This is a genomic window from Actinosynnema pretiosum (assembly GCF_024171695.1).
Taxonomy (GTDB): Bacteria; Actinomycetota; Actinomycetes; order Mycobacteriales; family Pseudonocardiaceae; genus Actinosynnema; species Actinosynnema pretiosum.
Window position 1 is genome coordinate 479784 of sequence record NZ_JAMTCF010000003.1, and the last position, 23087, is coordinate 502870.

Here is a 23087-nt window from a genome sequence, read left to right on the forward strand (position 1 = left end):
CTTTCGGGATCTCCCCTGTCCGGGATTTCCCGCTCTTCGGGCTCGGTCGAGCCCTCCGTCGTGGTGGTCACTTCGTCGTGCCCCGAAATCCGGGGTCGGTTCTCACGGGAGGTTGGTGTGGTGCGGTGCGCGTTCGGGCCGAAGGTCGCCAGGCGGCTGCTGAGGTGCGAGTTGGAGCGGTTGTGCGGGGAGTCCGGGAGGACGCACGCGCAGGTGGGGGAGCGGCTGGGCATGACGCGCAGCGGGTTCACCCAGCTAGTCCGTGGACGGACCCTGCCGAGCAGGCCGGTGCTGGAGGTGCTGGTGTCCTACTTCGCGCGCCCGGAGCACCTGCCGCTGCTGCTGGAGCTGCTGTCCGCGGCCAAGGCGAAACCGGACCGGGTGGTCGAGCTGGTGGCGCCGCACGAGCCGGGGCCGGTGCTGGTGTCGGTCGCGACGAGCATCGAGGCGTACGACCCGATGCTGGTCAACGCCCTGCTGCGCAGCGAGCCGTACGCCAGGGCGGTGGTGGAGCACCGGGGCGGCGGGGAGCCGGAGGTGGCGGAGGCGCTCACCGGGCAGGCCCCGCTGACGCGCGCCACCGCGCCGGTCCGGTTGTGGGCGGTGCTGGAGGAGCGGGTCCTGCGCAGGCCGGTCGGTGGGGCGGGGGTGCTGCGGGGGCAGGTGGAGCACCTGCTGGAGCTGGCGGAGCTGGACAACGTGACCCTGCAGGTGCTGCGCGAGGAGGTTGGACTCCACCCGTCGCTGCAGGGACCGATCTTCCTGCTGCGCTTCGACGACCACTGGCGAGTGGCGTACGAGGAGACCAGGAGGTGCGGCTACTACTACGACGCGGTCGACGCGGTGGAGGACTACGGCCAGGCGATGAACCACCTGCGGCACCTGTCACTCGACCCGGCGGCGACCAAGGACTTCCTGGTGGGGTTGCGCGCGGAGTTGTGAGGGGTCGCCCGCCGGGCGGAGGGGGCGAGCCGCCAGGTGGAAAGGTCGAGCTGCCGGGCGGAGGGGGCGAGGCGTCGGGCGGAGGGGGCGAGGCGTCGGGCGGAGAGGTCGAGCTGCCGGGCGGAGGGGCCGAACCGGCTGGTCGGCATCGCGAGACCGGGCAGCCGCGACACGGGGTTGCGGGGCGGCGGTCCGGGTCTGTGGTGCCGCAGTCCGGAACTGCGACATGGCCGCCTGGGACTGCCGCACGGCAGCCTGGGGCTGCGGTGCCGCAGTCCGGAACGGCGACGCGGCAGTCTGGAGCCGGGGCACGGTCGCCTGGGACTGTGGCGCAGCAGTCCGGAACCGCAGCACGGCCTCCTGAGACTGCGGGGCGACGGTCCGGGACTGCCGCATGGCCGCCTGGGGCTGTGATGCCGCAGTCCGGAGCCGGGGCGCGGCAGTCCGGGGCTGCGATACGGCCGCCTGGGGCCACAGCGCAGCAGTCCAGAACTGCGGTGCGGCAGCCTGGGACCACGGTGCGGCGCCGTGGAACCACAACGCGGCGTCGTGGAACCGCAACGCGCCGGCCCAGGGCTGTGGCGCGGCTGCGGGGGAGCGCATCCCGGCAGCTCAAGGCTGCGTTGCGTCCGTTCAAGGCCGCACTGCGGCAGGTCGCGACCGCACTGCGGTGGTCCGGGACAGCATTGCGGCGGTCCGGGGCCGCACTGCTGCGATTCGCGGGTGCACTGCTGTGGTTCACGGGCGCGCTGCGGCGATTCACGGGCGCACGCCGCTGCGCGGTGCTGGAGGCGTTCAGGAGGGACGTGTTCAAGCAGGGCTTCGGCGTGGTGTGCTGGGTGCTGCTGCTGTGCCGGGTGCTGTTCCTGTGCTGGGCGCTGCTGGCGCTGGGAGTGCTGCCGGTCCCGATCCAGGTGGGCTGGGAGGCACCGGTCCTGCTGTCGGTCGCTCTGGTGGTCCTGCTCTGGGTGGCGCTGTCGCTGGCGGGGAAATGGGTGCGCTTTCGTCGGTTATAAGTTCTAGCCTGGTCGGGTGGACGAAGACCTGGTGGTGCTGCGCTCGTTCGTCATTCCCGCGAGCGAGCTGAGCGAGCGCTTCTCCAGGTCCTCGGGTCCTGGTGGGCAGGGCGTGAACACGGCGGACAGCCGGGTGGAGCTGTCGTACGACGTGGGCGCCTCCCCGGCCGTGCCGGAACACCTCCGCCCCCTGATCCTGCGCCGCCTGGAGAACCGCTTGGTCAACGGCGTCCTGACCGTCGCCGCGAGCGAGCACCGAGCCCAACTGCAAAACCGCGTGGCAGCCCGCAAACGCCTCGTGCTGCTCCTGTCGAGCGCGGTGAAGGTGACCGCGACCCGTCGCCCCACCAAGCCGACGAGGGGCTCGCAGGAACGCCGCATCGCGGAGAAGAAGCGCCGCGCCCAGACCAAGCAGGGTCGCAAGGGCGGCAGCTGGGACTGAGTCGCGCGTGAACGCCCCAACGCGCTGCGACGCACCACGCGGCGCAGTTCGGTTCGCGCCGCCGTTCCACGCGCGGGGGCGGGCCGCACTGACCTGCACCCCCGGATTGAGCCGTGCCGAACCGCGCCCAGATCGGGCCGCACTGACCTGCACCTCCGGATCGAGCTGTACCGAACCGCGCCTGGTGAGTTTGTCGGGCCTCGCTCGACGAGCCGTGAGGAACCGCGCTGCCAGTCAGTCCGCGCTGCCAGTAGTCCGCGCCGTTCTGGTGCCGCCGCGCTTCAACAAGCAGACCTCGGCCTTTCCGCTGGCCGCCACCGCGATCGGCCACTTCGTCGGCGGTCTGATCCGCGTGGGCCTGCTTGCGTTGCTGGCCCCAACCTTCGCCGCGCCCGCCAACGACATCGGCGCCCCCCGGCTCTCCGGCGCCCCCGGCTCTTCGTCGACATCGATGCCCTCGGCTCTCCGCCGTCATGGCACCCTGCCGAGGAATTCCTTGCCGAAGAGCGCCTGGGTGAGCGCCTGCCGGGGCGGATTTCCGTGGCGGGGCGGACGTTCACGCGCGCTTCAGCGGGATGCTTCTCGGTGGGGCGGCTGCGCCGTCGTCGCGCGTACCACCAGCGTCGGGCGCAGCAGTCGTCGCACCGGTTCCGCCCGTCCGCCGCCCGCCCGTTCCAGCAGCGCCAGCGCTGCCAGCCTGCCCAGTTCGTTGCGCGGCTGGTCCACCGTGGTCAGCGAGACGTGCCTCAGCGCTGCCAGGGACGTGTTGTCGTAGCCCACCACGGACACGTCGTACGGCACCCGGAGGCCTGCTTCCTCCAGTGCGGAGATCGCGCCCACGGCGTTGGCGTCGTTGCACGCCACCAGCGCCGTCGGCATCCTGCCGCGCGCCGACAACTCCCGCACCGCCGCCGCGCCCGCCGCGTCGGTGTACTCGCTGCCCACCACCAGCGGCGCCAGGCCGTGCGCTGCCATGCTCGCCAGGTAGCCGCGCCTGCGCGGTCCGGCCTGGGCGCCCTGGCCGCCGTCCAGGTGCGCGATCTCCTTGTGCCCCAACGACACCAGGTGGTCCACGGCCAGTCCGATGCCGAGCACCCCGTCGTCGTTCACCGTGTCCACGGTGGACAACCGCGACGACCGGGCCACCAGCACCACCGGCGTCTGCGCCGCCGCGCCCGCGATCGTCGACGACGGCACCACCGGCGACAGCAGCGCGAGCCCGGCGGGCCGGAACGACAGCAGGCTCTGCACCGCCCCCCTCTCCCGCGCCGGTGACCGCCCGCCGGTGTTCATGATCAGGTCGTAGCCCCGCTCCCGCGCCACCGCGTCGATCCCGTCGACCACCTCGGCGAAGAACGCGTTGTGCAGGTCCGACACCATCACGCCCAGCACCCGCGAGGTCCGGCTGGCCAGCGACCGGGCCATCGCGTGCGGTGAGTACCCCAGCTCCCGCGCCGCCACCAGCACCGCCGAGCGCCGCACCTCGCTCACCCTCGGTGACCCCCGCATGACCAGCGACACGAGCGCCCTGGACACGCCCGCGCGCCGCGCGACGTCCTCCATCGTCGGTCTGGACACCACTGACCTCCCGCCGCCGGAACGCTGGTCCGCAGCCCCGCCCTTGACATCACTGTGATCCAAGTTACAGCATGGGGGCGCTTCGGGAAGTAGAGCGCTCCAACGGAAGACCCCTCCCACCAGGACGGAGACCTTCGTAATGCGCATCGGAGTTGCCGGAACGGGCCGGATCGGCTCGATGCACGCCACGAACCTGGCCTCGCTGGAGCAGGTCGACCAACTGCTGCTGCACGACCCGCTGCCCGGCCGCGCCCACGCCACCGCCTCCGCCCTGCCGCGCGCCCGCAGCGTCGACAGCTTCGCCGAACTGCTCACCGCCTGTGACGGAATCCTGATCGCCACCCCGACCGCCACCCACCCCGACCTGCTCCGCGCCGCCACCGCCGCGGGCGTCCCCGCGCTGTGCGAGAAGCCCATCGCCGCCGGGGAGGCCGAGATGCGCGCCCTCGTCGCGGACGTCGAGGCCACCGGCACCGAGGTCGTCGTCGGCTTCCAGCGCCGCTTCGACCCGGCCACCGCCGAGCTGCACCGCCGCCTGCGCGCGGGCGAGGTCGGCCGCGTCTACCTGGTCCGCGCGCTCGGCAACGACGCCGTCCCGCCCGACCCCGGCTACCTGCCCGCGTCCGGCGGCCTGTTCCGCGACCTGCTCATCCACGACCTGGACGCCGTCCCCTGGCTGGTCGGCGAACCCGTCACCGAGGTCTACGCGGCCGGTTCGGTGCTGGTGGACGAGGTGTTCGCCGCCGCGGACGACGTGGACACCGCCGTCGCCCTGCTCACCTTCGCGGGCGGCGCGCACGCCCTGCTCGCGGGCGGCAGGCACGACCCGGCGGGCTACGACCACCGCACCGAGGTGTTCGGCAGCCGCGACTGCCTCGCCGTCGGCGTGGACGAGCGCACCCCGCTGACCTCCCTCGAACCCGGCGGGCGCGCCCCGGACGACCCGTACCCCGGCTTCCCCGAGCGGTTCCGCCGCGCCTACCTCGCCGAGGTCGCCACCTTCGTCGACGTGGTCGCCGGGCGCGCCGCCAACCCGTCCCCGCCGAGGGACAGCCTGGTCAGCCTGCGCCTCGCCGAGGCGTGCGAGCTCTCCCGCCGCACCGGCGCGCCCGTGCGGCTGGCCGAGGAGCCGGTCGGCGCGAGGAGCGCGCGGTGAGGCTCGCGGGCGCGCCGATCACCTGGGGCGTGTGCGAGGTCCCCGGCTGGGGCGAGGTCCTGCCACCGAGCACCGTGCTCGCCGACATGGCCGCGCTCGGCCTGACCGCCACCGAGCTCGGCCCGCCCGGCTACCTGCCCACCGACCCCGACGAGCTGCACGACCTGCTCGCCGCGCACGACCTCGCCCTCGTCGGCGGCTTCCTCGCCGTGCCGCTGCACGAGCCCGGCGCGGTCGCCGAGGCCGAGCGGGCCGCCGAGCGCCTGGCCCGCGCGGGCGGCGACGTCCTCGTCCTGGCCGCCGCCACCGGCCTGGACGGCTACGACGCCCGCCCCGAGCTCGCACCCGCGCAGTGGACCGCGCTGCTGCGCGCCGCCGAGGCCGCCCGCGACGCCGCCGCCGCGCACGGCGTGCGCACCGCGCTGCACCCGCACGTCGGCACGCACGTCGAGCGCGCCACCGAGGTCGGCCGCCTCCTCGCCGAGTCCGACGTGCCGCTGTGCCTGGACACCGGCCACCTGCTGATCGGCGGCGCGAACCCGCTCGAACTCGCCTCCCGGCACCCCGACCGGATCGGGCACGTGCACCTCAAGGACGTGCGCGCCGACCTGGCCGCCGAGGTCCGCGAGGGCCGCACCGGCTACGCCGACGCGGTCAGGAGCGGCCTGTACCCGCCGCTGGGCGACGGCGACCTGGACGTCCCCGCGATCCTCGCCGCCCTGCGGATCAACGGCTACGGCGGTTGGCTGGTGCTGGAGCAGGACACCGCGCTCGACGCGGGCGCGACCTCGGCGGCCCCGGTCGGGGACACTGCACGGGGCCTGGCGTTCCTGCGACCCCACCTCGGCTGACCCGCGCCGGGCCGGGTCCCCGCCGGGGACCTGTCCCCACCCACGCCAGGAGAGACGATGACGCCCGTTCCGCGCAGCACCACCCGCGCCCACCGCCCACCCGGCCGGTGGCTGCGCGGCGCGGCGCTGCTCACCCTGCTCGCCGCGTGCACCGGCCCCACCGCCGAGGACCCGCGCCCCACCGGCGCGCTCGCCGAGACCGGCGGTCCGCTGCGGATCGCCGTCATCACCCACGGCACGGCGGGCGACGCCTTCTGGAACGTGGTGAAGAACGGCGCCACCGACGCGGGCGAGCAGCTCGGCGCCGCCGTCGACTACAACTCCGACGGCGACCCCGGCAAGCAGGCCACCCTCGTCGACAACGCGGTGGCGCAGGGCGTCGGCGGCATCGTCGTGTCGATGGCCAACCCGGACGCGCTGCGCCCCGCCGTCGAGGGCGCCGTCCGCGCGGGCATACCGGTGGTCACCATCAACTCCGGCGGCGCCCGCAGCACCGAGTTCGGCGCGATCGCCCACGTCGGCCAGGAGGAGGACCTCGCGGGCGAGGAGGCGGGCAAGCGCCTGAAGGCCGAGGGGAAGTCCAAGCTGCTCTGCGTCATCCACGAGGCGGGCAACACCGGCCTCAACCAGCGCTGCGACGGCGCCCGCGCGGGCTTCGGCGGGCAGAGCGCCACGCTCCAGGTCGACATCAACAACCCCACCGACGCCGAGGCCAGGATCACCGGCGCGCTGCGCACCGACCCCTCGCTCGACGCCGTGCTGGCGCTCAACTCCCAGGTCGCCGCGACCGCCGTCACCGCCGCGAAGTCGGCGGGGTCGAAGGCCGCGATCGTCACGTTCGACCTCAACACCGACGTCACCGACGCGATCAAGGCGGGGGACGTGCTGTTCGCCGTCGACCAGCAGCAGTACGAGCAGGGCTACCTCCCGGTCGTGCTGATCAAGCTCTACCGGGACAACGCCAACACCGTCGGCGGCGGCAAGCCCGTCCTCACCGGACCGGGCATCGTGGACCGCTCCACGGTGGACCGCGTCGCCGAGTACGCCGAGCGCGGGACCAGGTGACCCCCATGACGACCACCACCGGAGCCCTGCCCGCCGACCCGCTCGCGGGCCGCGCCGTCGACCGCCTCGTCCGCCGCCCCGAGGTCGGCGCACTGCTCGGCGCGCTGCTGGTGTTCGCGTTCTTCTCACTGGCCACCGAGCGCTTCCTCAGCCCGGCGGGCGTCGCCACCTGGCTCGACGACGCCTCCACCCTCGGCATCGCCGCCGTCGCCGTCGCGCTGCTGATGATCGGCGGCGAGTTCGACCTGTCGGCGGGCGTCATGACCGCGTCCACCGCGCTGGTCACCGCCGTGCTGGCCACCCGCCTCGGCTGGAACACCTGGCTCGCCCTGCTGGTGTCGCTGGCGTTCGCCCTCGCGGTCGGCGCCCTCAACGGCTGGCTCGTCGTGCGCACCGGCCTGCCCAGCTTCATCGTCACCCTCGGCGCGTTCCTCGCCCTGCAGGGCCTGAACCTCGGCGTCACCCGCCTCGTCACCGGCACCGTGCAGGTGTCCGGGATGCGCTCGGCCGACGGCTACGCCTCCGCCGGGTACTTCTTCGCCTCCACCATCAGGATCGGCGACACCGACTTCCGCGTCTCGATCCTGTGGTGGCTCGGGGTGACCGCGCTCGCCGCCGTCGTGCTGCTGCGCACCCGCTTCGGCAACTGGGTCTTCGCCGTCGGCGGCAGCGCCACCGCCGCCCGCGCGGTCGGCGTCCCGGTGCGCCGCACCAAGATCCTGCTGTTCATGACCACCGCGGCGGCGGCCTGGCTGGTCGGCAGCATCAACATCCTGCGGTTCACCAGCGTCCAGGCCAACCAGGGCATCGGGCTGGAGTTCCAGTTCATCATCGCGGCCGTCATCGGCGGCTGCCTGCTCACCGGTGGCTTCGGCTCCGCGATCGGCGCCGCGATCGGCGCGCTCATCTTCGGCATGGCCCGCCAGGGCATCGTCTACGCCAACTGGAACAGCGACTGGTTCCAGCTGTTCCTCGGCGCGATGCTGCTGGCCGCCGTGCTGGTCAACAACGCGCTGCGGCGCAGGGCGGAGCGGGTGCGGCGGTGACGGCGCTCATCGAGGTCGACGACATCGGCAAGACCTACGGCAGCGTGGACGCGCTGCACGACGTGTCCGCGACCGTCGAGGCCGGGCAGGTCACCTGCGTGCTCGGCGACAACGGCGCGGGCAAGTCCACCCTGATCAAGATCCTCTCCGGGGTGCACCGGCACGACCGGGGCCGCTTCCTGGTCGACGGGACCGAGGTGCGCTTCTCCTCCCCGCGCGACGCGCTCGACCACGGCATCGCCACCGTCCACCAGGACCTCGCGGTCGTGCCGCTGATGAGCGTGTGGCGGAACTTCTTCCTCGGCTCCGAGCCGCGCAAGGGGCCCTTCCTGGACCGCCGCGCCGCCCGCGAGACCACCAGGGAGGCGCTGGCGGAGCTGGGGATCGAGCTGCGCGACGTCGAGCAGCCGGTCGGCACCCTGTCCGGCGGCGAGCGCCAGTGCGTGGCCATCGCGCGGGCCGTGCACTTCGGCGCCCGCGTGCTCATCCTGGACGAGCCCACCGCCGCGCTCGGCGTCAAGCAGGCCGGGCTCGTCCTGCGGCACGTCGCCCGCGCCCGCGACCGGGGCCTGGGCGTCGTCCTGATCACCCACAACCCGCACCACGCGCACCCGGTCGGCGACCGGTTCCTGCTGCTCCAGCGCGGACGCGCGGTCGGCTGGCACGACAAGTCCGAGATCAGCCTTGCCCAGCTGACCGAGCGCATGGCGGGCGGCGCGGAGCTGGCCGAGCTGGAGCACGAGCTGCGCGGGACCGACCGGTGACCGCCGCCGGGGGACTTCCCGAGGTGCTGACCGTGGGCCGGGTCGGCGTCGACCTGTACCCGGAGCAGAGCGGCGTGCCGCTGGCCGAGGTGCGCACCTTCGCGAAGTCCCTCGGCGGCACCGCCACCAACGTCGCCGTCGCCGCCGCCCGCCTGGGGCGTTCGGCCGCCGTGCTCACCAAGGTCGGCGCGGACGGCTTCGGCGGCTACGTGCGCGCGGCCCTGCGCGGCTTCGGCGTCAGCACCGACCACGTCGGCACCGCACCCGACCTGCGCACCCCCGTGGTGTTCTGCGCGCTCGACCCGCCGGACGACCCGCCGCTGCTGTTCTACCGCCAGCCCACCGCCCCCGACCTGACCCTCGTGCCCGCCGACGTGCCGTGGGACTTGGTCGAGCGGGTGCCGCTGCTGTGGGTCACCGGCACCGGCGCGTGCGCCGAACCGGCCCGCTCCACCCAGCGCGCCCTGCTGGAGCACCGGGCCCGCCGCGCGCACACCGTCCTGGACCTGGACCACCGCGCCGCGTTCTGGGACAGCGCCGAGCGGGCCGGGCGCGAGATCGGCTGGATGCTCGACCACGTCACGGTCGCAGTCGGCAACCGCGCCGAGGTGGAGATCGCCGTGGGCACCGCCGACCCCGCCGAGGCCGCGCGGCGGATGCTCGCGCGCGGCGTTGAGTTAGCCGTGGTCAAGCTGGGCGCGGACGGCGTGCTGGTCGCCACCCGCGACGGCGCCTGGACCGTCCCGCCCTGCCCGGTGGACGTGGTGTGCGGGCTCGGCGCGGGCGACGCGTTCGGCGGCGCGCTCGCCCACGGCCTGCTCGCCGGGTGGCCGCCGGAGCGCACCGCCCGCTACGCGAACGCGGCGGGCGCCCTGGTCGCCGCCCGCCTGGCCTGCGCGGACGCCATGCCCACCCCGGCCGAGATCGAACCGCTGCTGGACCGGGACCGCGAGCACCCCCGGACCTGACCCGCCCGAGAGACCCGAGAGGCAGAACCCGCAGAGGCAGAACCCCGAGAGGCCAGAACCCCCAGAGGGAAGGAAGCCCCCGTGTCCGACCTCCACCGCCCCCTCGGCACCCTCACCGCCGCGGGCGACCCCGTCGTCCTCACCCCCGCCGACGCGGGCTGGGACCGCGTCGGCCTGCGCGTGCTCGCACTCGCCCCCGGCGAGACCCGCCTGCTGGAGACCGGCGACCACGAGGCGTTCCTGCTCCCCCTGTCCGGCGGCTGCACCGTCGACGTCGACGGCGAGCGCTTCACCCTGCGCGGGCGCGAGAGCGTCTTCACCGGCGTCACCGACTTCGCCTACCTGCCCAGGGACGCCTCCGCCGAGATCCGCGCCGACCGCGCGACCGAGCTTGCCGTCCCGCTGGCCCGCTGCGAGCGCCGCCTCACCCCCGCCTACGGCCCCGCCGACCGGGTGCCCGTCGAGACCAGGGGCGCTGGCCCGGCCACCCGCCAGGTCACCAACTTCGGCGTCCCCGGAGCCTGGGACCACGCGGACCGCCTGATGGCCTGCGAGCTGATCACCCCCGACGGCAACTGGTCCTCCTACCCGCCGCACAAGCACGACCACACCTGCCCGGTGCCCAACGAGGAGGTCTACTACTTCCGCGTCGCGGGCCGCGACGGCGTCACCCCGTCCCGCGAGGGCTTCGCGCTGCACCGCACCTACACCGCCGAGGGCGCCGAGCACGACGTCCCGGTGCGCGACGGCGACGTGTTCCTGATCCCCGAGGGCTACCACGGCCCGTGCGCGGCGGCCCCCGGCTACCCGCTCTACTACCTGAACGTCCTGGCCGGACCGGGCCCGCGCGCCATGGACTTCCACGACGACCCGGCGCACTCCTGGGTCCGCGACTCCTGGGCAGGCAGGCCGCCGGACCCGCGCGTGCCGGTCACCGGAGCCCAGGGGCGGGCCCGATGAGGCTCACCACCGCCCAGGCGCTGGTCCGCTGGCTGCTCGCCCAGCGCACCGAGCTGCTCGACGGGACCCGTGCCCCGCTGTTCCCCGGCGTCTTCGCGATCCTCGGCCACGGCAACGCGCTGGGCCTGGGCACCGCGCTGGACGAGGTCCGCGACCGCCTCCCGGTGTGGCGCGGCCACACCGAGCAGGGCATGGCGCTGGCCGCCACCGCGCTCGCCAGGGCCGCCCACCGCCGCCAGGTCGGCGTGGTCACCACCTCCATCGGCCCCGGCGCGCTCAACGCCGTCACGGCGGCGGGCGTGGCCCACGCCAACCGCCTCCCGCTGCTGCTGCTCCCCGGCGACACCTTCACCGGCCGCGCCCCCGACCCGGTGCTCCAGCAGGTCGAGCACTTCCACGACCCGACCACCACGGCGAACGACGCCTTCCGCCCGGTCGCCCGCTACTTCGACCGGATCACCCGCCCCGAGCAGCTGATCGGCACCCTCCCGCAGCTCGCCCGCGCGCTGACCGACCCGGCCGACTGCGGCCCCGCCGTCCTGGCGCTCCCGCAGGACGCGCAGGTCGAGGAGCACGACTTCCCGGACGCGCTGTTCGAGCCGGTCCTGCACCGCCCGCTGCGCCCCCGCCCCGACCGCGCGGAGCTCGCGGCGGCGGCCGACCTGCTGTCCAGGTCCACCCGCCCGCTGCTGGTGCTGGGCGGGGGCGTCCGCTACTCCGGCGCGGCGGCCGAGGCGCTGGCGCTCGCGGAGCGGCACGGCGTCCCGGTCACCGAGACCACGGCGGGCCGCACCCTCGTCCCGCACGAGCACCCGCTGCACGCCGGTCCGCTGGGCATCACCGGCTCGGCGTCCGCGAACCGGCTGGCGGCCGACGCCGACGCCGTGCTCGCGGTCGGCACCCGCCTGCAGGACTTCACCACCGCCTCCTGGACCGCCTTCGCCCCCTCGGCGGCGCTGGTCAACGTCAACGCCGCCCGCTTCGACGCGGTCAAGCACGGCGCCGCCGCCGTCACCGGGGACGCCCTGGAAGCCCTGCGCGAACTCGGCGCGGCGATGGGCGGCTGGCGCGCGGACCCGGCGTGGACCGCGCGGGCGGGCGCCGAGCGCGAGGTGTGGGACGCCCACGTCACCGCCCTGCGCGCCCCGAGCCCAGGGCTGCCCACGTACGCGCAGGTCGTGGGCGTGGTCAACGACCTGTCCGAGGACGGCGACTACGCGCTGACCGCGTCCGGCGGCCTGCCGGGCGAGCTGGTCGGCGGCTGGCGCGCGGTCGGTGGCGAACCCGGGATGGACGTCGAGTACGGCTTCTCCTGCATGGGCTACGAGCTGGCGGGCGCGTGGGGCGCGGCGATCGTGCGGGACCGGGGCGTGGTCACCACCCTGCTGGGCGACGGCTCGTACCTGATGCTGAACTCGGACCTGTTCTCCGCCGCGTTCGCGGGCCACGGCTTCGTGGCCGTGGTGTGCGACAACGGCGGCTACGCGGTGATCGACCGGCTCCAGCGCGACCAGGGCGCGCGGCCGTTCCACAACCTGTACGCGGACGTCCGCACCGGGCGCGCCGACCCGCCGTCGGTCGACTTCGCCGCCCACGCCGCCGCGCTGGGCTGCTCGGTCCACCCGGCGCCGGACCTGGCCGCCCTGCCGGGCGCCTACCGCGCGGCGCGCGAGGCGGCGGTGACCGGCGCGCGGCCCGCCGTGGTGGTGATCCGCACCCACCCGTCGTCGTGGACGCAGTCGGGCGCGTGGTGGGAGGTGGGCGTGCCCAGGTCCCTGCCGGGCCACGCGGAGCACGCCGAGGGCAAGCGCCGCCAGGTCCGCCACCTGGGGCGGGGGCGCCGGTAGGACCGGGTCACCGACGAGGCGGCGTCACCGGTAGGGCGAGGCCTGCGCCAGCTTGACCGACCCGCGCAGCACCGAGGGCGGCACCACCCCGTCCTGCCCGCTCCACCGGGGCAGCGAGGGGCTGACCTCGGCCAGCGCCCGCCGCAGCCCTATGGCGGCCTCGGGCCGACGGAGCAGCACCTCGTGCAGCGAGTCCCGCCACTCGGCGGTGAACGCGGCGCGGGCGGGCTCCCGCCGGACCGCGTGCTGCGACACCAGCGCCCGCCGCCCCTTCTCCAGCCGCAACCTGGGCACACCCGGCCGCACCGGGTCGACGGCCTCGGCGACCCCGTCCCGCAACCCCGGCCACAGCGGGGTGTCGGTCGCCCTGGCGAGGGCGCTCGCCACGGCCCCGGCCAGCATCAGCAACGCCTCCGGCAAGGTCGTGCGTCCTCTCATCAGGCGGTGCGGGGGGACAGGGGGTGGGGAGCCCGGTGTCGGTGAGCGCGAGCACCCGGCCGGTCGACCCCTCGGCGCCGCCTCCACCCGGTGGTCGCGGGGAGCGCTGCCGATCGGACCCGACCGGGTCCGGTGCTACTCGCGGGTACCCGTTCCACCGGTGATCAACGCCACCCGCAGGTGTGACGATGATCCCCGCGCTGCGCAGCAGTGCGAGACCACAAGCCACTGCACCCCGGCCCCTGTGCTGCGGCTCCGTGATTTTGGGCTTTCCTCCTGACAGGACACCCTGGACCACCACACCCTGGACCACCACACCCCGGACCACCACACTCTGGACCACCGAGCCCGCGCGCACCCCGCACCAGTGCGGTCGGGGCTCAGATCCCCGCGAAGGTCCGCAGTTCGTCCAGGTCCGGGATCAGCACGTCCCGGCGCAGGTGGCTCACCACGACCCCGGCCTTGCGCAGATCGCTGAAAGCCTTCTCGGCGGTCCTCGGCTTCATCCCGGCGATGGAAGCGAGTTCCACCTTCGTCAGCGGAATTCCGAGCGTCCAGCCGTGCACTTCCTCGCGACCATAAGTCTCGATCAATTCCACCAGAACCCGTGCGACGCGTTCGGCGGCGGGGTGCGAGAGGAAATCGCGTCGCCGCTGGTTGGCAGTTCGCAACCGGTCGTTGATCATTCCGATCAATTCCACGAACACGTCGTTCCTGCGGTGCAGGAACCCCATCAGCTCGACGCTGGTGATGAGTTTCGCGACCACGTCCCCGCAGGTGACCACGGTCGCCGAGCGCGGTTTCTGGTCCAGCGCCGCCATCTCGCCCACCAAATCGCCCGCGACCCTGATCGCGAGCAGCGCGGTGTCACCCGTCTCGTCGGTGGTCTGCACCTTCACGACGCCTTCGAGCAGCAGCAGGACGTGGGTGTCCTTCGCGTCCTGCTCGATGACCTCCCGGTCGGCGGCGTAGCGGACCACGGTGCCGACCGCGAGCAGCTCCTGTCTGGTGTTCTCGCGGAGCCTGCTCAGCAGGCTGTTGCTGGGCCACACTTGTTCCTGGGGCGCGGTGCTCGGCATGGGCAGCATGTGGGTCCTGTTACTGTCGTGACCGGCGGAACTCAATTGGGTCGACCCGGTGCGGTCGGCAAGTGATGGTCTCCCCTAACGTGCTGCGGACAGTACACCCGATTGGGGGGTAAGTGCGCTGAGCCAGTTCGGCGTTTTGCCCATCGGGAGCCTCCGGAAGATCGCACGCGAATACGTTCGCAATGCCCAATCAAATGGAATCGCCCTGCTCCCGCACGTCGCCATCGGCGCGCCGACCGGTGAAGACCTGTCCGATCCGGGACCTTGGACCTGTTGAGATGTCCGAAGGGCCCGAACCCGTCCGCTCGGCGGGTCGCGAGCCCCGTGACCGGGCCGCAGGGCCGCCGCCCTCCCGTCCACCGCGCCCTCGGGGCGGGTGCCTCGGGGGGCACGTGAAACCTTCTCGGGTCTGCCGGGCCACAGCCTGCCCGGTCGCGCCCGAGTTGCCAAGCCCGGCACCGAACCCGCCTGCCCCGCCTCCCGCAGTCATGGCGTCCCCCGGTCGGGGCCTCCAGCGGCCCAGGGGGCGGTCACGGCGCGCAGGCGGTCGACAGCGGTGCGCGAGCGCGGGGTCCGCGTCAGGTCGAAGTCGGGTGCCGAGGAAAACGACCGCCACCGCCGGTCGTTGTGCGCCGTCTCACGGGACCTGCTCGCCGGGTGTCCCGCCGGGCCGCGCGCGGGCCGGGCTCACCCGGACAGCACAAAATCCGCCCGTGTCCCCGGCCGTGCTCCGAAGAGCGCGGCGCAGGTCTGGCGGGCGGTGCGGTGTCGCGCCCGGACGCTCCACGTCGGCCGGTGTCCCGGACGTCGCCCACCCACCGCGCGTGCCGGTGGCACGAGCGGTGGGAGGCGTTCAACCGGTTCGCCGAAGAGCACCGGGACGGGAGGCTTCCCGCCGGTGCTGCGGCCGACCTGGTGCCACCGGTGGCAGGGGTCGCACCACGAACCCCGCACGGCTCCGCGCTCGGCGGTCCCGTCCGGGGGTGTGGGCGACTCCGCCGAGGCAGCGCGCCAGGGCGATGTCAGTGTCAAAGATCGGGCTGCCGGTGGTACCGGCAGCCCGACCTCTGCATGGGTGTGATTGCGTCAGCGACGGTAGTCGTCGTAATCGTCGTCCGACGAGTCGTCGACGCGATCATCGCTTCGTCGACCGATGTCGGAATCGCCGGACAACTCGCGTTGCAAGGCATCAAAGTCGGTGTTGTGAGAGCTGTACTTCAGCTCCCTCGCCACCTTCGTCTGCTTGGCCTTCGCTCGGCCGCGCCCCATGGCTCGACCCCCTCGCACAGGGACGGGGGCGGCCGGGGGAACGGCGGCCCCACTCGTCTCGACAACTAGTTCCTGGTAACTACCGTACCGTGTCGATGGGGTTGTCCGCGACGCGGTAGGCGTGACACGTGCCGCCAAATCTCCGCGTGGGAGGATGCGGGGGTGCCTCGACCGTTCGTCGCCTACCTCAGGGTGTACGAACCGCTGTCGTCCCTTGACGCACCGTTGGCGGACCGGGTGCGAAAAGCCCTGGAAGACGGCCCGCTGACCCGTGCGGAGGCGGGAGAGCGGGAACGTCACCTGTGGTTGCGATCACAGTTGGGCGGGCGCCCGCGCCTGCTCCCCGGAGAACGCCCCGACGGGGGACCTTCGCCCACCGCTCCCTTCGACGTGATGGCGCTCGACCCGGCCGACGTCCCCGGCGAGGTCGGCGACGGCCCGCTGGTCTGCCCGCTGGACCTGCGCGCCCGCTCGGCCGCCGCACTCGTCGGCTTCCTGGCCACCTCCTGGGGCCCGCTCCAGGACGAGGCGCTGCCCGCGAGCCCCGACGCCGTCCGGGCGCGGGCGGGCGCGGTGATGGCCGAGCTGACCGGTGGCGCGGTGCACGTCATCTCCACCACCTGGACGGTCCCGCTGCCCTGGTTCGCGCTGGTCGACCCGGCGGCCCGGCGGCTCGTCACGGCCACCAGGGACGCGCCGGAGCGCGAGGTGTCCTGGCGGGCGTCCATGACGGACGCGCGCGAGCGGGTCGCGCGGGCGCTGCGCGTGGTCCGGGACTCGATCGGCGAGGAGGGCCCGGCGAAGGTCCTGGCCGACACCGGCCGCTGGCTGGAGCACTTCGACGCGGGCTCGGCCGTCGAGCTGGACTACGGCGGCCTCGTGCAGCTGATCGACGACCGGGACCTGGCCGACGACACCTCGGCGCAGGACGTCAACGCCATCGTGGACGCGCTGGAGGAGGGGGACGCGGAGGAGGTCGCGCTGCGCTACGAGGTGCTGCGCGAGTTCTGGGGCGAACTGGCCAGGCGCGAGCGGCACGGCTGAGGCGCCGGGCCGCCGAGGCGCGGAGTCCCGGACTTCCAGGGTCCAGGACCGTCGGACTTCCGGACTCCGGGACTTCCGGAGCCCGGTCGCCCGAACTCCCCTACCCGCTCGGACCCGGCGATCCGGTCCGGCCGCCGACTCCGAGCTGCCCGCCCCCTGCCGCCCGCTGTCCGACTCAGCCGCCCGGAGATCCACCGTTCGCCCCGATCGGGTGATCTCGCCAGAACCACCCCTTCGAGAGCCCTCAACGCCCCGCGCGCCACCCGCCGACCGGGTTCCCTGACTCGATCACCCCGCCGGGCGTGTCGCGGGCCCCTCGGTCAGCCCGCCGCGCGCCAGCACCACCCCGGCCGCCGCCGCGCACAGCCCGGCCAGCGCCAGCGCCCAGGTCCACCCGAACGACACCGCCACCCACCCGGCGAGCGCGGGCGTCACCGTCGCGGTCAGGTAGTTCGCGCTGTTCTGCATCCCCATCGCGGTCCCGCCGCGCCCCGACGGGGCCAGCTCGCCCGCCGCCGTCACCGCCAGGCCGTTCCACGACATCGCCAGCGCGGCGGTCGGCAGCAGCGCCGCGCACACCAGCCACCGGGGCGCCGAGTCCAGCAGCAGCGCGCACCCGGCGAACCCGACCGCGACCGCGCCGCCGATCGTCCGCAGCGGTCCTAGCCTGCCGCCCGCCCGGTCCGACCAGATCCCCGCCGCGAGCCGTCCCGCGCCGCCGAGGACCTGGGCCACCGCGAACAGCGCCGCCGCCGTCGCCGCCGCGATCCCGAGGTGGCCGTGCAGCAGCTCCACCAGCAGCGCGCCCGCCGTGAACTGCGGCACCACCAGCAGCCCCGAGGCCAGGCTCAGCCGCAGCAGCCGCCGGTCCGCGAGCACCAGGCCCTGCCCGCCGCGCGCGACCCGCACCACCCCCGGAGGCTCCCGCACCCACACCGCGACGGCGACCGCCACCAGCGCCGTCGCGCCCGCCAGCGCCAGGAACGCCACCGGCACCCCGAACCCGACCGCCACGGCGGGCAGCAGCGCCGCCGTCACCGCCGCGCCCAGCGGCACGGCGGTCTGCCGCACCCCCATCGCCAGCCCGCGCCGCTCCCTCGGGAACCAGGTCAGCACCGCCCGCCCGCTGGCCGCGTTCACGCTCGCCCCGAACAGCCCGGCCCCGAACAGCGCCACCCCGGCCAGCACCGCCCCCGAGGGCGCCACCAGCGCCAGGCACGCCGCCGCGCCGAACCCGCCGACCGCCATCACCAGCCGCTCGCCGCGCCGGTCCGCGACCGCGCCCCACGGCACCAGCGCCAGCATCGTGCCCAGGTTCGCCGCGCCCAGCAGCAGCCCGACCTGCGGCAGCGACAGCCCGAAGTGCTCGCGCAGGTGCGGGCTGATCGACGGCAGCCCCAGGAACACCGCCGCGTTGGTCCCCTGCGCGAGCGCGCCGACCAGCAGCACCACCCAGCGGTAGCTCACCGGCGACCACCGCCCCGGCGGGCGCGGGCGGACGGGGAGGGCGGGAGGAGGGCGCGGCTGATCACGCCCCCGACGCTAAGCCCGGTTGCTCAAGATGTGGGAGTGTGATCCCATATGTTAGAACGCTGAACGACGTTACCACAGGTCGCGACTACTCGCCCGCGCGCTTGCCGCGCAGCCCGCGCTCCACCGCCAGCAGCTCGTCCACCGACGCCGTGCCGCTCCGGTACCGCCCGCCGATCTCGTCGTTCAGCCGGTCCACCACGCCCTGCACCTCGCGCCGCCGCGCCGACACCGACGCCTCCTCGGCGACGAACGTCCGCAGCGCCAGGTCCAGCTTCTCATCGTCCAGCGCGCTCACGTCCGACAGGTCCACGTCGGACACCAGCGCCTCGACGTGCCGCTGGTGCGCGTCGGCCCGCGACGGCTCCTGCGCCTGGTAGCGGCCCAGTCCCGTCGCCGGTCCCACGGCGTTGGACGACAGGATCGCCGCCAGCCGGTCCACCACCGCCGACCCGCCCGTGCTGCGCCGCTGCTGCTCGGCCCGCACCATGTCGATCCGGGCGTGCAGCAACCGCCGCAGGTACGACAGGTCGGTCTCCTCCTGCGCGGCCTCGTCGCGCTTCGCGCGCACCTCGGCGAGCGGAAGCTCCTCGACACCCTCGGTGTAGTCGGGGGCGAGCACCCGGTCGATGCGGCGGCGCCCTCCGGGGCGCACCTCGATCACGTACTCATCCTGGGGTAGTCCGTGCTTGGCCGCCAACACAAACCTGCTTCCAAAGTTGTCTCAAACCCGTACCGGTGCGCGCCGACCGAGCAACTCGCGCGCCTGGGCGCCCGACAGCGGCGGTCGCTGGGCGATCCGGGCGACCCCCGCCGCCCGCGCCACCAGCTGGGTGGTGCTCTGCGCCCGCTGCCCCTCGGCGTACTCCGGCGTGTCCGCCAGGCCCACCCGCAGGTGCCCGCCGGAGGCCAGCGCCGCCAGCAGCACCGGCAACCCGGCCCGGTCGAGCCCGGTCGCGGAGAACAGCGCCCCCTCCGGCAGCTCCCGCACCAGCGACACCAGGGTGTCCGCGTCACCGGGCAGCCCGCCGGGGGCGCCCAGCACCAGCCCCACGTGCACCAGCCCGCCCGCGGGCAGGCCGCGCTCGTCCAGCAGCCTGCGCAGCAGCGCGAGCTGCCCGGCGCCGCTGATCCCGTACTCCGGGACGATCCCGCGCTCCCGCGTCGCCTCGTGCGCGGCGACCGCGAACTCCCAGCGGTCGGCGCCGTCCGAACCGGGCGCGCCCAGCGCGAAGGACGCCGAGTCCGGCAGCGCGTCCAGCACGCGCAACCGGTCGGCGTCCGGAGCGTCCTCGGGGCCTTCCAGCGACAGCAGCACCGCGAGCGAGGAGCCCTCGCGCAGCGCCGCCACGTCCTCGGCGGCCAGGCCGGGGTCCAGTGACAGCAGACCGTCCGGGCCGCGCACGTCGACCCGCACCACCGAGGCCCCGACCTGCTCGCACGCCAGCGCGGCGGTCAGCAGCTCACCGGGGGCCACCGGCAGGTGGGGGACGTCGCCGCGCGCGACCCCGGCGGGGGCCGCGATGATCATCGTTCCGCGTGGACCGGGACGGGACATGCCGTGATAGTGGCACATCCCCGCCCCTCACCTGGCGAGCCTGCGGGCCGCCTCGTGGCCGAGGCGGGGGGAGTCGGCCGGGACCGAGTCCGGGTCGACGCTCGCCTGCACCACCCGGTCCTCGTCGCCGACCAGCAGTTCCGCGTCCACCGGCACCGAGCGCTTCACCAGCGCCAGCACCACCGGGCCCAGCTCGTGGTGCAGCGCGACGCTACCCACTCGGCCTACCACCCGGTCCCCGTGCTTCACCGGGTCGCCGGTCTCCGGCTGCACCTCGCGCGTGCCGTCCAGGTGCAGCAGCAGCATCCGCCGGGGCGGGCGGCCGACGTTCTGCACCTTCGCCACCGTCTCCTGCCCCCGGTAGCAGCCCTTGTCCAGGTGCACCGCCGAGCCGATCCAGTTGACCTCGTGCGGGATGGTCTTCTCGTCCGTGTCCACCCCGAGCCGGGGCCGCAGCGACTCCACCCGCAGCGCGGTGAACGCCCAGCTGCCCGCCGCCCGCGCGCCCGCGCCGGTCAACCGGGACCACCAGTCCGCCAGCTCGCCGCGCGGCACCACCAGGTCCACCGCGTTCTCGCCCGGCCAGGAGACCCGGCGCGCGAACCCGCCGCCGGGCAGCGGGGAGACGCCGTCCGGCTCGGCCGGGAGCGGGACGTCCAGCTTCCCGAGCAGCTCCGGCGCGTCCGGCCCGGCCACGGTCAGCAGCGCCAGCTCGGCCGTCGCGTCGCGCGGCTCCACCTTGGACCAGAACACCATGCGGGACAGGTACTCCAGCAGCGGCGCGGTCGTCTCCGCCTCGACGTCCAGGTACGCGGTCCCGCCGGTGTTGGCGACCACCGCGTGGTGCTCCACCCGGCCCTGCGCGTCCAGCACCAGCATCTCGGTGCCCCGGTCCTGCGCCAGCGCGGTGAAGTGCTGGCTGGTCAACGAGTGCAGCCAGGTCAGCCGGTCCTCGCCGGGCACCGCGATGACGCCCCGGTTCGAGCGGTCGAACACCGCGACGCCGCGCGCCGCCGCCCGCTGCTCGGAGAACGGGTCGCCGAAGTGCCAGGGCACGCCCTGGTCGGGCGCGCCGTCGAACGGCGCCACGGCGCCGGGCGTGGTCAGCGTCGGGGAGTTCACTCGGTCTCCTTGAGGCAGTCCCGGCAGGTGCCGGACAGCGCGAGGTGCGTTGCGTCCAGTTCGAACCCGTCCCGCTCGCGCAGTGTTCCGCACAGCGGTTCCAGCAGCTCGCACGGCACCTCGTCCACCCGGCCGCAGCGGTGGCACACCAGGTGCACGTGCTCGTGCTCGTCCACCGAGTAGTTCGGCGCGCCGTGGCCGAGGTGGGTGTGCCTGACCAGGCCGAGCCGGTCGAGCAGGTCGAGCGTGCGGTAGACGGTGGTGATGTTGACGGTGGGCGCGGTCTCCTGGACGCGCGCGCACACCTGCTCGGGGGTCGCGTGGCCGAGCGCGCGCACCGCGTCCAGCACCAGCTGGCGCTGCGGTGTCATCCGCATCCCCCGTTGGTGCAGTGTGCTGCGCAAAGCCCGCTGCCCGCCCGCCGTGTCCACGACCTCGATGGTAAGCCCGTGGGTAGTCTCGCCCCCATGCGCGTGCTCGCACTGCTCGACGGAACCCTCGCGGACCCCGACGCCCCGCTCATCCGGGTCGACGACCTCGGCCTCGTGCGCGGTGACGGGATCTTCGAGACGATCCTCGTCGTCGACGGCAAGACCAGGGAGCTGGGCCCCCACCTCGACCGCCTGGAGCGGTCGGCGGCCATGCTCGACCTGCCCGCGCCGGACCGCGCGGGCTTCGAGCGGGCGGCGAAGGCGGTGCTGGACGCCTGGTCCGGCAGCGCCGAGATGGCGCTCAAGCTCGTCATGACCAGGGGCGTCGAGGGCGGTGACGGCACCCCCACCGGCTTCGCGCTCGGGCTGGAGATCTCGCCGAAGGTGCTCGCGCAGCGCGCGGAGGGCATCGCGGCGGTCACCCTCGACCGGGGGATCGAGCCGGGCCTCGCCGAGCGCGCCCCGTGGCTGCTGCTCGGCGCGAAGTCCCTGTCGTACGCGGTGAACATGGCCGCGCTGCGCGAGGCGGAGCGCAGGGGCGCGGCCGAGGTGGTCTTCACGACCTCCGGCGGCTCGGTGCTGGAGGGCCCGACGTCCACCCTGATCGCGGTGCGCGGCCGGACCCTGACCACGCCGCCCGCGACGCTGGGCATCCTGCCCGGCACGACGCAGGCCGTGCTGTTCCAGGCCGCCGAGAAGGCCGGGTGGACGGTCGTCGTCGAGCCGATCGCGGCCGAGGAGCTGCTCACCGCCGACGCGGTGCTGCTGGTGTCGAGCGTCCGCACGATCACCCGCGTGCACACCCTGGACGGGAAGGCGCTGCCCGACTCGACCGCGCTGCACGCGGAGCTGCACGCGCTCTACGAGTCGCAGTACTAGGGGCGCGGTACCAGGAGAGAGCGGTCGGGGGACCCGCGCGGGTCCCCCGCGTCAGCGCTCGACCCTGAACCTGAGGCGCGTGCCCGGCCTCGCCTGGCCGAGCCCCGGCAGCGCGCGCTCCGCGACGACCCCGATCACCGGGTAACCCCCGGTCGTGGGGTGGTCGGCGAGGAACACCACGGGCTGGCCGTCGGCGGGCACCTGCACCGCGCCGGTCACCAGGCCCTCGCTGGGCAGCTCCCGGCCGGTCGCCGCGCCGGTGCGCCGCAGCGCCGTCCCGGCCAGCCGCAGCCCGACCCGGTTGCTCCGGTCCGACACCACCCAGCTCCCGGCGGTCAGCTGCCCGGCCGGGTCGGGGAACCAGTCGTCGCGCGGCCCCAGCAGCACCGGGACCTCGACCTCGTCGGGCGCGCGGGCGGGCAGCAGCACGTCGACGCCGACCGGGATGCCGGTCGGCTCGCCCAGCGGCAGCACGTCGCCCCGCTCGACGGGGTCCGGGCCGATCCCGGACAGCAGGTCCGACGACCGGCTGCCCAGCTGCTCGGGCACCGAGATCCCGCCGGACACCGCGAGGTAGCAGCGCAAGCCGGAGGTCGGGGTCCCGACCTCCAGCTCGTCGCCGTCGACGAGGTGGCAGGGCGAGTCGCGTGCCCTGCCGTTGACCCGCACCGCGACCTGCGGACCGGTGACCGCGACCGTGCACGAGCCGGTCGCCACCACCGCCAGGCCGCCCAGCAGCAGCTCCAGCCCGGCCGCGCCGTCGGCGTTGCCGACGAGCCGGTTGGCCAGCGCCAGCGACGCCCGGTCCAGCGCCCCGGAGGGCGGCACGCCCAGGTGGGCGTGGCCGGGTCGGCCGAAGTCCTGCACGAGCGCCTGCGGTCCGGTCCGCAGGACGCGGAGCGTTCTCACATTCCCACCTCGTTGTCCGACTCGCGCTCGGCGCGCTCCTCGGAGACCGCGGTGTGCCGCGTCTGGTTGGCGAGCGAGTGCTCCTCGGAGCTGCTCGCGGGCCGCGAGGGAACGCCGAGGCGCAGCCGCTTCGGGTTTGCCAGTGAACTCATATCTTCCACCTCCTCCCGTTCTGCACAGTGCC

24 protein-coding genes are annotated in these 23087 nt (G+C 74.5%); 13 read left to right on the forward strand and 11 right to left on the reverse strand.

The window, feature by feature from the left end:
* Positions 1 to 120: 120 nt before the first annotated feature.
* The 3 genes from LV78_RS08625 to arfB all read left to right on the forward strand — a co-directional run bounded on the left by LV78_RS08625 (position 121) and on the right by arfB (position 2400).
* Positions 121 to 942, forward strand: coding sequence for a helix-turn-helix domain-containing protein (locus LV78_RS08625; protein WP_253844178.1), 822 nt, complete (start codon positions 121 to 123; stop codon positions 940 to 942).
* A 578-nt stretch (positions 943 to 1520) separates the two neighbouring features.
* Positions 1521 to 1958, forward strand: coding sequence for a hypothetical protein (locus tag LV78_RS08630; RefSeq protein ID WP_253844179.1), 438 nt, complete (start codon positions 1521 to 1523; stop codon positions 1956 to 1958).
* A gap of 16 nt (positions 1959 to 1974) precedes the next feature.
* Positions 1975 to 2400: an alternative ribosome rescue aminoacyl-tRNA hydrolase ArfB gene (gene arfB, locus LV78_RS08635; RefSeq protein ID WP_253844180.1), complete on the forward strand. Its 426-nt coding sequence runs from the start codon at positions 1975 to 1977 to the stop codon at positions 2398 to 2400.
* Between the two features lie 567 nt (positions 2401 to 2967).
* Here the strand turns inward: arfB and LV78_RS08640 are convergent.
* Positions 2968 to 3978, reverse strand: coding sequence for a LacI family DNA-binding transcriptional regulator (locus LV78_RS08640; RefSeq protein ID WP_253844181.1), 1011 nt, complete (start codon positions 3976 to 3978; stop codon positions 2968 to 2970).
* Positions 3979 to 4117: 139 nt separating this feature from the next.
* Between LV78_RS08640 and LV78_RS08645 the strand changes: the two genes are divergently transcribed.
* From LV78_RS08645 to iolD, 8 genes are all read left to right on the forward strand, one after another.
* On the forward strand, positions 4118 to 5134 hold the full coding sequence (locus LV78_RS08645) for a Gfo/Idh/MocA family protein (RefSeq protein WP_253844182.1): 1017 nt from the start codon (positions 4118 to 4120) through the stop codon (positions 5132 to 5134).
* Positions 5131 to 5985 (forward strand): TIM barrel protein, encoded by an 855-nt coding sequence (locus LV78_RS08650; protein ID WP_253844183.1) that lies wholly within the window; start codon positions 5131 to 5133, stop codon positions 5983 to 5985. Before LV78_RS08645 ends, LV78_RS08650 begins: the two co-directional genes overlap by 4 nt.
* Before the next feature lie 57 nt (positions 5986 to 6042).
* Positions 6043 to 7050, forward strand: coding sequence for a substrate-binding domain-containing protein (locus tag LV78_RS08655; protein WP_253844184.1), 1008 nt, complete (start codon positions 6043 to 6045; stop codon positions 7048 to 7050).
* A 5-nt stretch (positions 7051 to 7055) separates the two neighbouring features.
* Positions 7056 to 8096, forward strand: a complete 1041-nt coding sequence (locus LV78_RS08660; protein ID WP_253844185.1) for an ABC transporter permease — start codon at positions 7056 to 7058, stop codon at positions 8094 to 8096.
* The gene (locus LV78_RS08665; RefSeq protein ID WP_253844186.1) at positions 8093 to 8860 is read left to right on the forward strand and encodes an ATP-binding cassette domain-containing protein; all 768 of its coding nucleotides are present in this window, start codon (positions 8093 to 8095) and stop codon (positions 8858 to 8860) included. The genes LV78_RS08660 and LV78_RS08665 overlap by 4 nt, the downstream gene beginning before the upstream one ends.
* Positions 8857 to 9828: a 5-dehydro-2-deoxygluconokinase gene (iolC, locus tag LV78_RS08670; protein ID WP_253844187.1), complete on the forward strand. Its 972-nt coding sequence runs from the start codon at positions 8857 to 8859 to the stop codon at positions 9826 to 9828. Before LV78_RS08665 ends, iolC begins: the two co-directional genes overlap by 4 nt.
* Positions 9829 to 9909: 81 nt before the next feature.
* Complete coding sequence (gene iolB / locus LV78_RS08675) at positions 9910 to 10788, forward strand: 5-deoxy-glucuronate isomerase (RefSeq protein WP_253844188.1); 879 nt, start codon at positions 9910 to 9912, stop codon at positions 10786 to 10788.
* Positions 10785 to 12635 (forward strand): 3D-(3,5/4)-trihydroxycyclohexane-1,2-dione acylhydrolase (decyclizing), encoded by a 1851-nt coding sequence (gene iolD, locus LV78_RS08680; protein ID WP_253844189.1) that lies wholly within the window; start codon positions 10785 to 10787, stop codon positions 12633 to 12635. Before iolB ends, iolD begins: the two co-directional genes overlap by 4 nt.
* A 24-nt stretch (positions 12636 to 12659) precedes the next feature.
* Here iolD and LV78_RS08685 read toward each other — a convergent pair whose 3' ends face one another.
* The 3 genes from LV78_RS08685 to LV78_RS08695 all read right to left on the reverse strand — a co-directional run bounded on the left by LV78_RS08685 (position 12660) and on the right by LV78_RS08695 (position 15430).
* Positions 12660 to 13055, reverse strand: coding sequence for a hypothetical protein (locus tag LV78_RS08685; protein WP_253844190.1), 396 nt, complete (start codon positions 13053 to 13055; stop codon positions 12660 to 12662).
* A 398-nt stretch (positions 13056 to 13453) separates the two neighbouring features.
* Entirely contained in the window at positions 13454 to 14053 is a 600-nt protein-coding gene (locus tag LV78_RS08690; RefSeq protein WP_253844191.1) for a Crp/Fnr family transcriptional regulator, read from the reverse strand.
* A 1194-nt stretch (positions 14054 to 15247) separates the two neighbouring features.
* Entirely contained in the window at positions 15248 to 15430 is a 183-nt protein-coding gene (locus LV78_RS08695; protein ID WP_015805515.1) for a DUF3073 domain-containing protein, read from the reverse strand.
* Between the two features lie 162 nt (positions 15431 to 15592).
* On the opposite strand from LV78_RS08695, the gene LV78_RS08700 reads away from it, so the two are divergent.
* Positions 15593 to 16474 (forward strand): DUF8083 family protein, encoded by an 882-nt coding sequence (locus LV78_RS08700; RefSeq protein WP_253844192.1) that lies wholly within the window; start codon positions 15593 to 15595, stop codon positions 16472 to 16474.
* Between the two features lie 288 nt (positions 16475 to 16762).
* Here LV78_RS08700 and LV78_RS08705 read toward each other — a convergent pair whose 3' ends face one another.
* From LV78_RS08705 to LV78_RS08725, 5 genes are all read right to left on the reverse strand, one after another.
* Positions 16763 to 17941: an MFS transporter gene (locus tag LV78_RS08705; protein ID WP_253844193.1), complete on the reverse strand. Its 1179-nt coding sequence runs from the start codon at positions 17939 to 17941 to the stop codon at positions 16763 to 16765.
* A gap of 151 nt (positions 17942 to 18092) precedes the next feature.
* Complete coding sequence (locus LV78_RS08710; RefSeq protein ID WP_253844194.1) at positions 18093 to 18668, reverse strand: RsiG family protein; 576 nt, start codon at positions 18666 to 18668, stop codon at positions 18093 to 18095.
* Between the two features lie 60 nt (positions 18669 to 18728).
* Positions 18729 to 19535 carry a beta-keto acid cleavage family enzyme gene (locus LV78_RS08715; RefSeq protein ID WP_253844195.1) on the reverse strand — a complete coding sequence of 269 codons (807 nt, stop codon included), beginning with the start codon at positions 19533 to 19535 and terminating at the stop codon, positions 18729 to 18731.
* Between the two features lie 54 nt (positions 19536 to 19589).
* On the reverse strand, positions 19590 to 20684 hold the full coding sequence (gene ygfZ / locus LV78_RS08720) for a CAF17-like 4Fe-4S cluster assembly/insertion protein YgfZ (protein ID WP_253844196.1): 1095 nt from the start codon (positions 20682 to 20684) through the stop codon (positions 19590 to 19592).
* On the reverse strand, positions 20681 to 21115 hold the full coding sequence (locus LV78_RS08725; protein WP_015805509.1) for a Fur family transcriptional regulator: 435 nt from the start codon (positions 21113 to 21115) through the stop codon (positions 20681 to 20683). Before LV78_RS08725 ends, ygfZ begins: the two co-directional genes overlap by 4 nt.
* Positions 21116 to 21151: 36 nt before the next feature.
* On the opposite strand from LV78_RS08725, the gene LV78_RS08730 reads away from it, so the two are divergent.
* Complete coding sequence (locus tag LV78_RS08730) at positions 21152 to 21994, forward strand: aminodeoxychorismate lyase (protein WP_253844197.1); 843 nt, start codon at positions 21152 to 21154, stop codon at positions 21992 to 21994.
* A 51-nt stretch (positions 21995 to 22045) separates the two neighbouring features.
* Here the strand turns inward: LV78_RS08730 and LV78_RS08735 are convergent, their stop codons facing one another.
* Both LV78_RS08735 and LV78_RS08740 read right to left on the reverse strand, forming a co-directional pair.
* Positions 22046 to 22903: a 5-oxoprolinase subunit C family protein gene (locus LV78_RS08735; RefSeq protein WP_253844198.1), complete on the reverse strand. Its 858-nt coding sequence runs from the start codon at positions 22901 to 22903 to the stop codon at positions 22046 to 22048.
* Positions 22900 to 23055 carry a hypothetical protein gene (locus tag LV78_RS08740; protein WP_015805506.1) on the reverse strand — a complete coding sequence of 52 codons (156 nt, stop codon included), beginning with the start codon at positions 23053 to 23055 and terminating at the stop codon, positions 22900 to 22902. The genes LV78_RS08735 and LV78_RS08740 overlap by 4 nt, the downstream gene beginning before the upstream one ends.
* Positions 23056 to 23087: the final 32 nt, after the last annotated feature.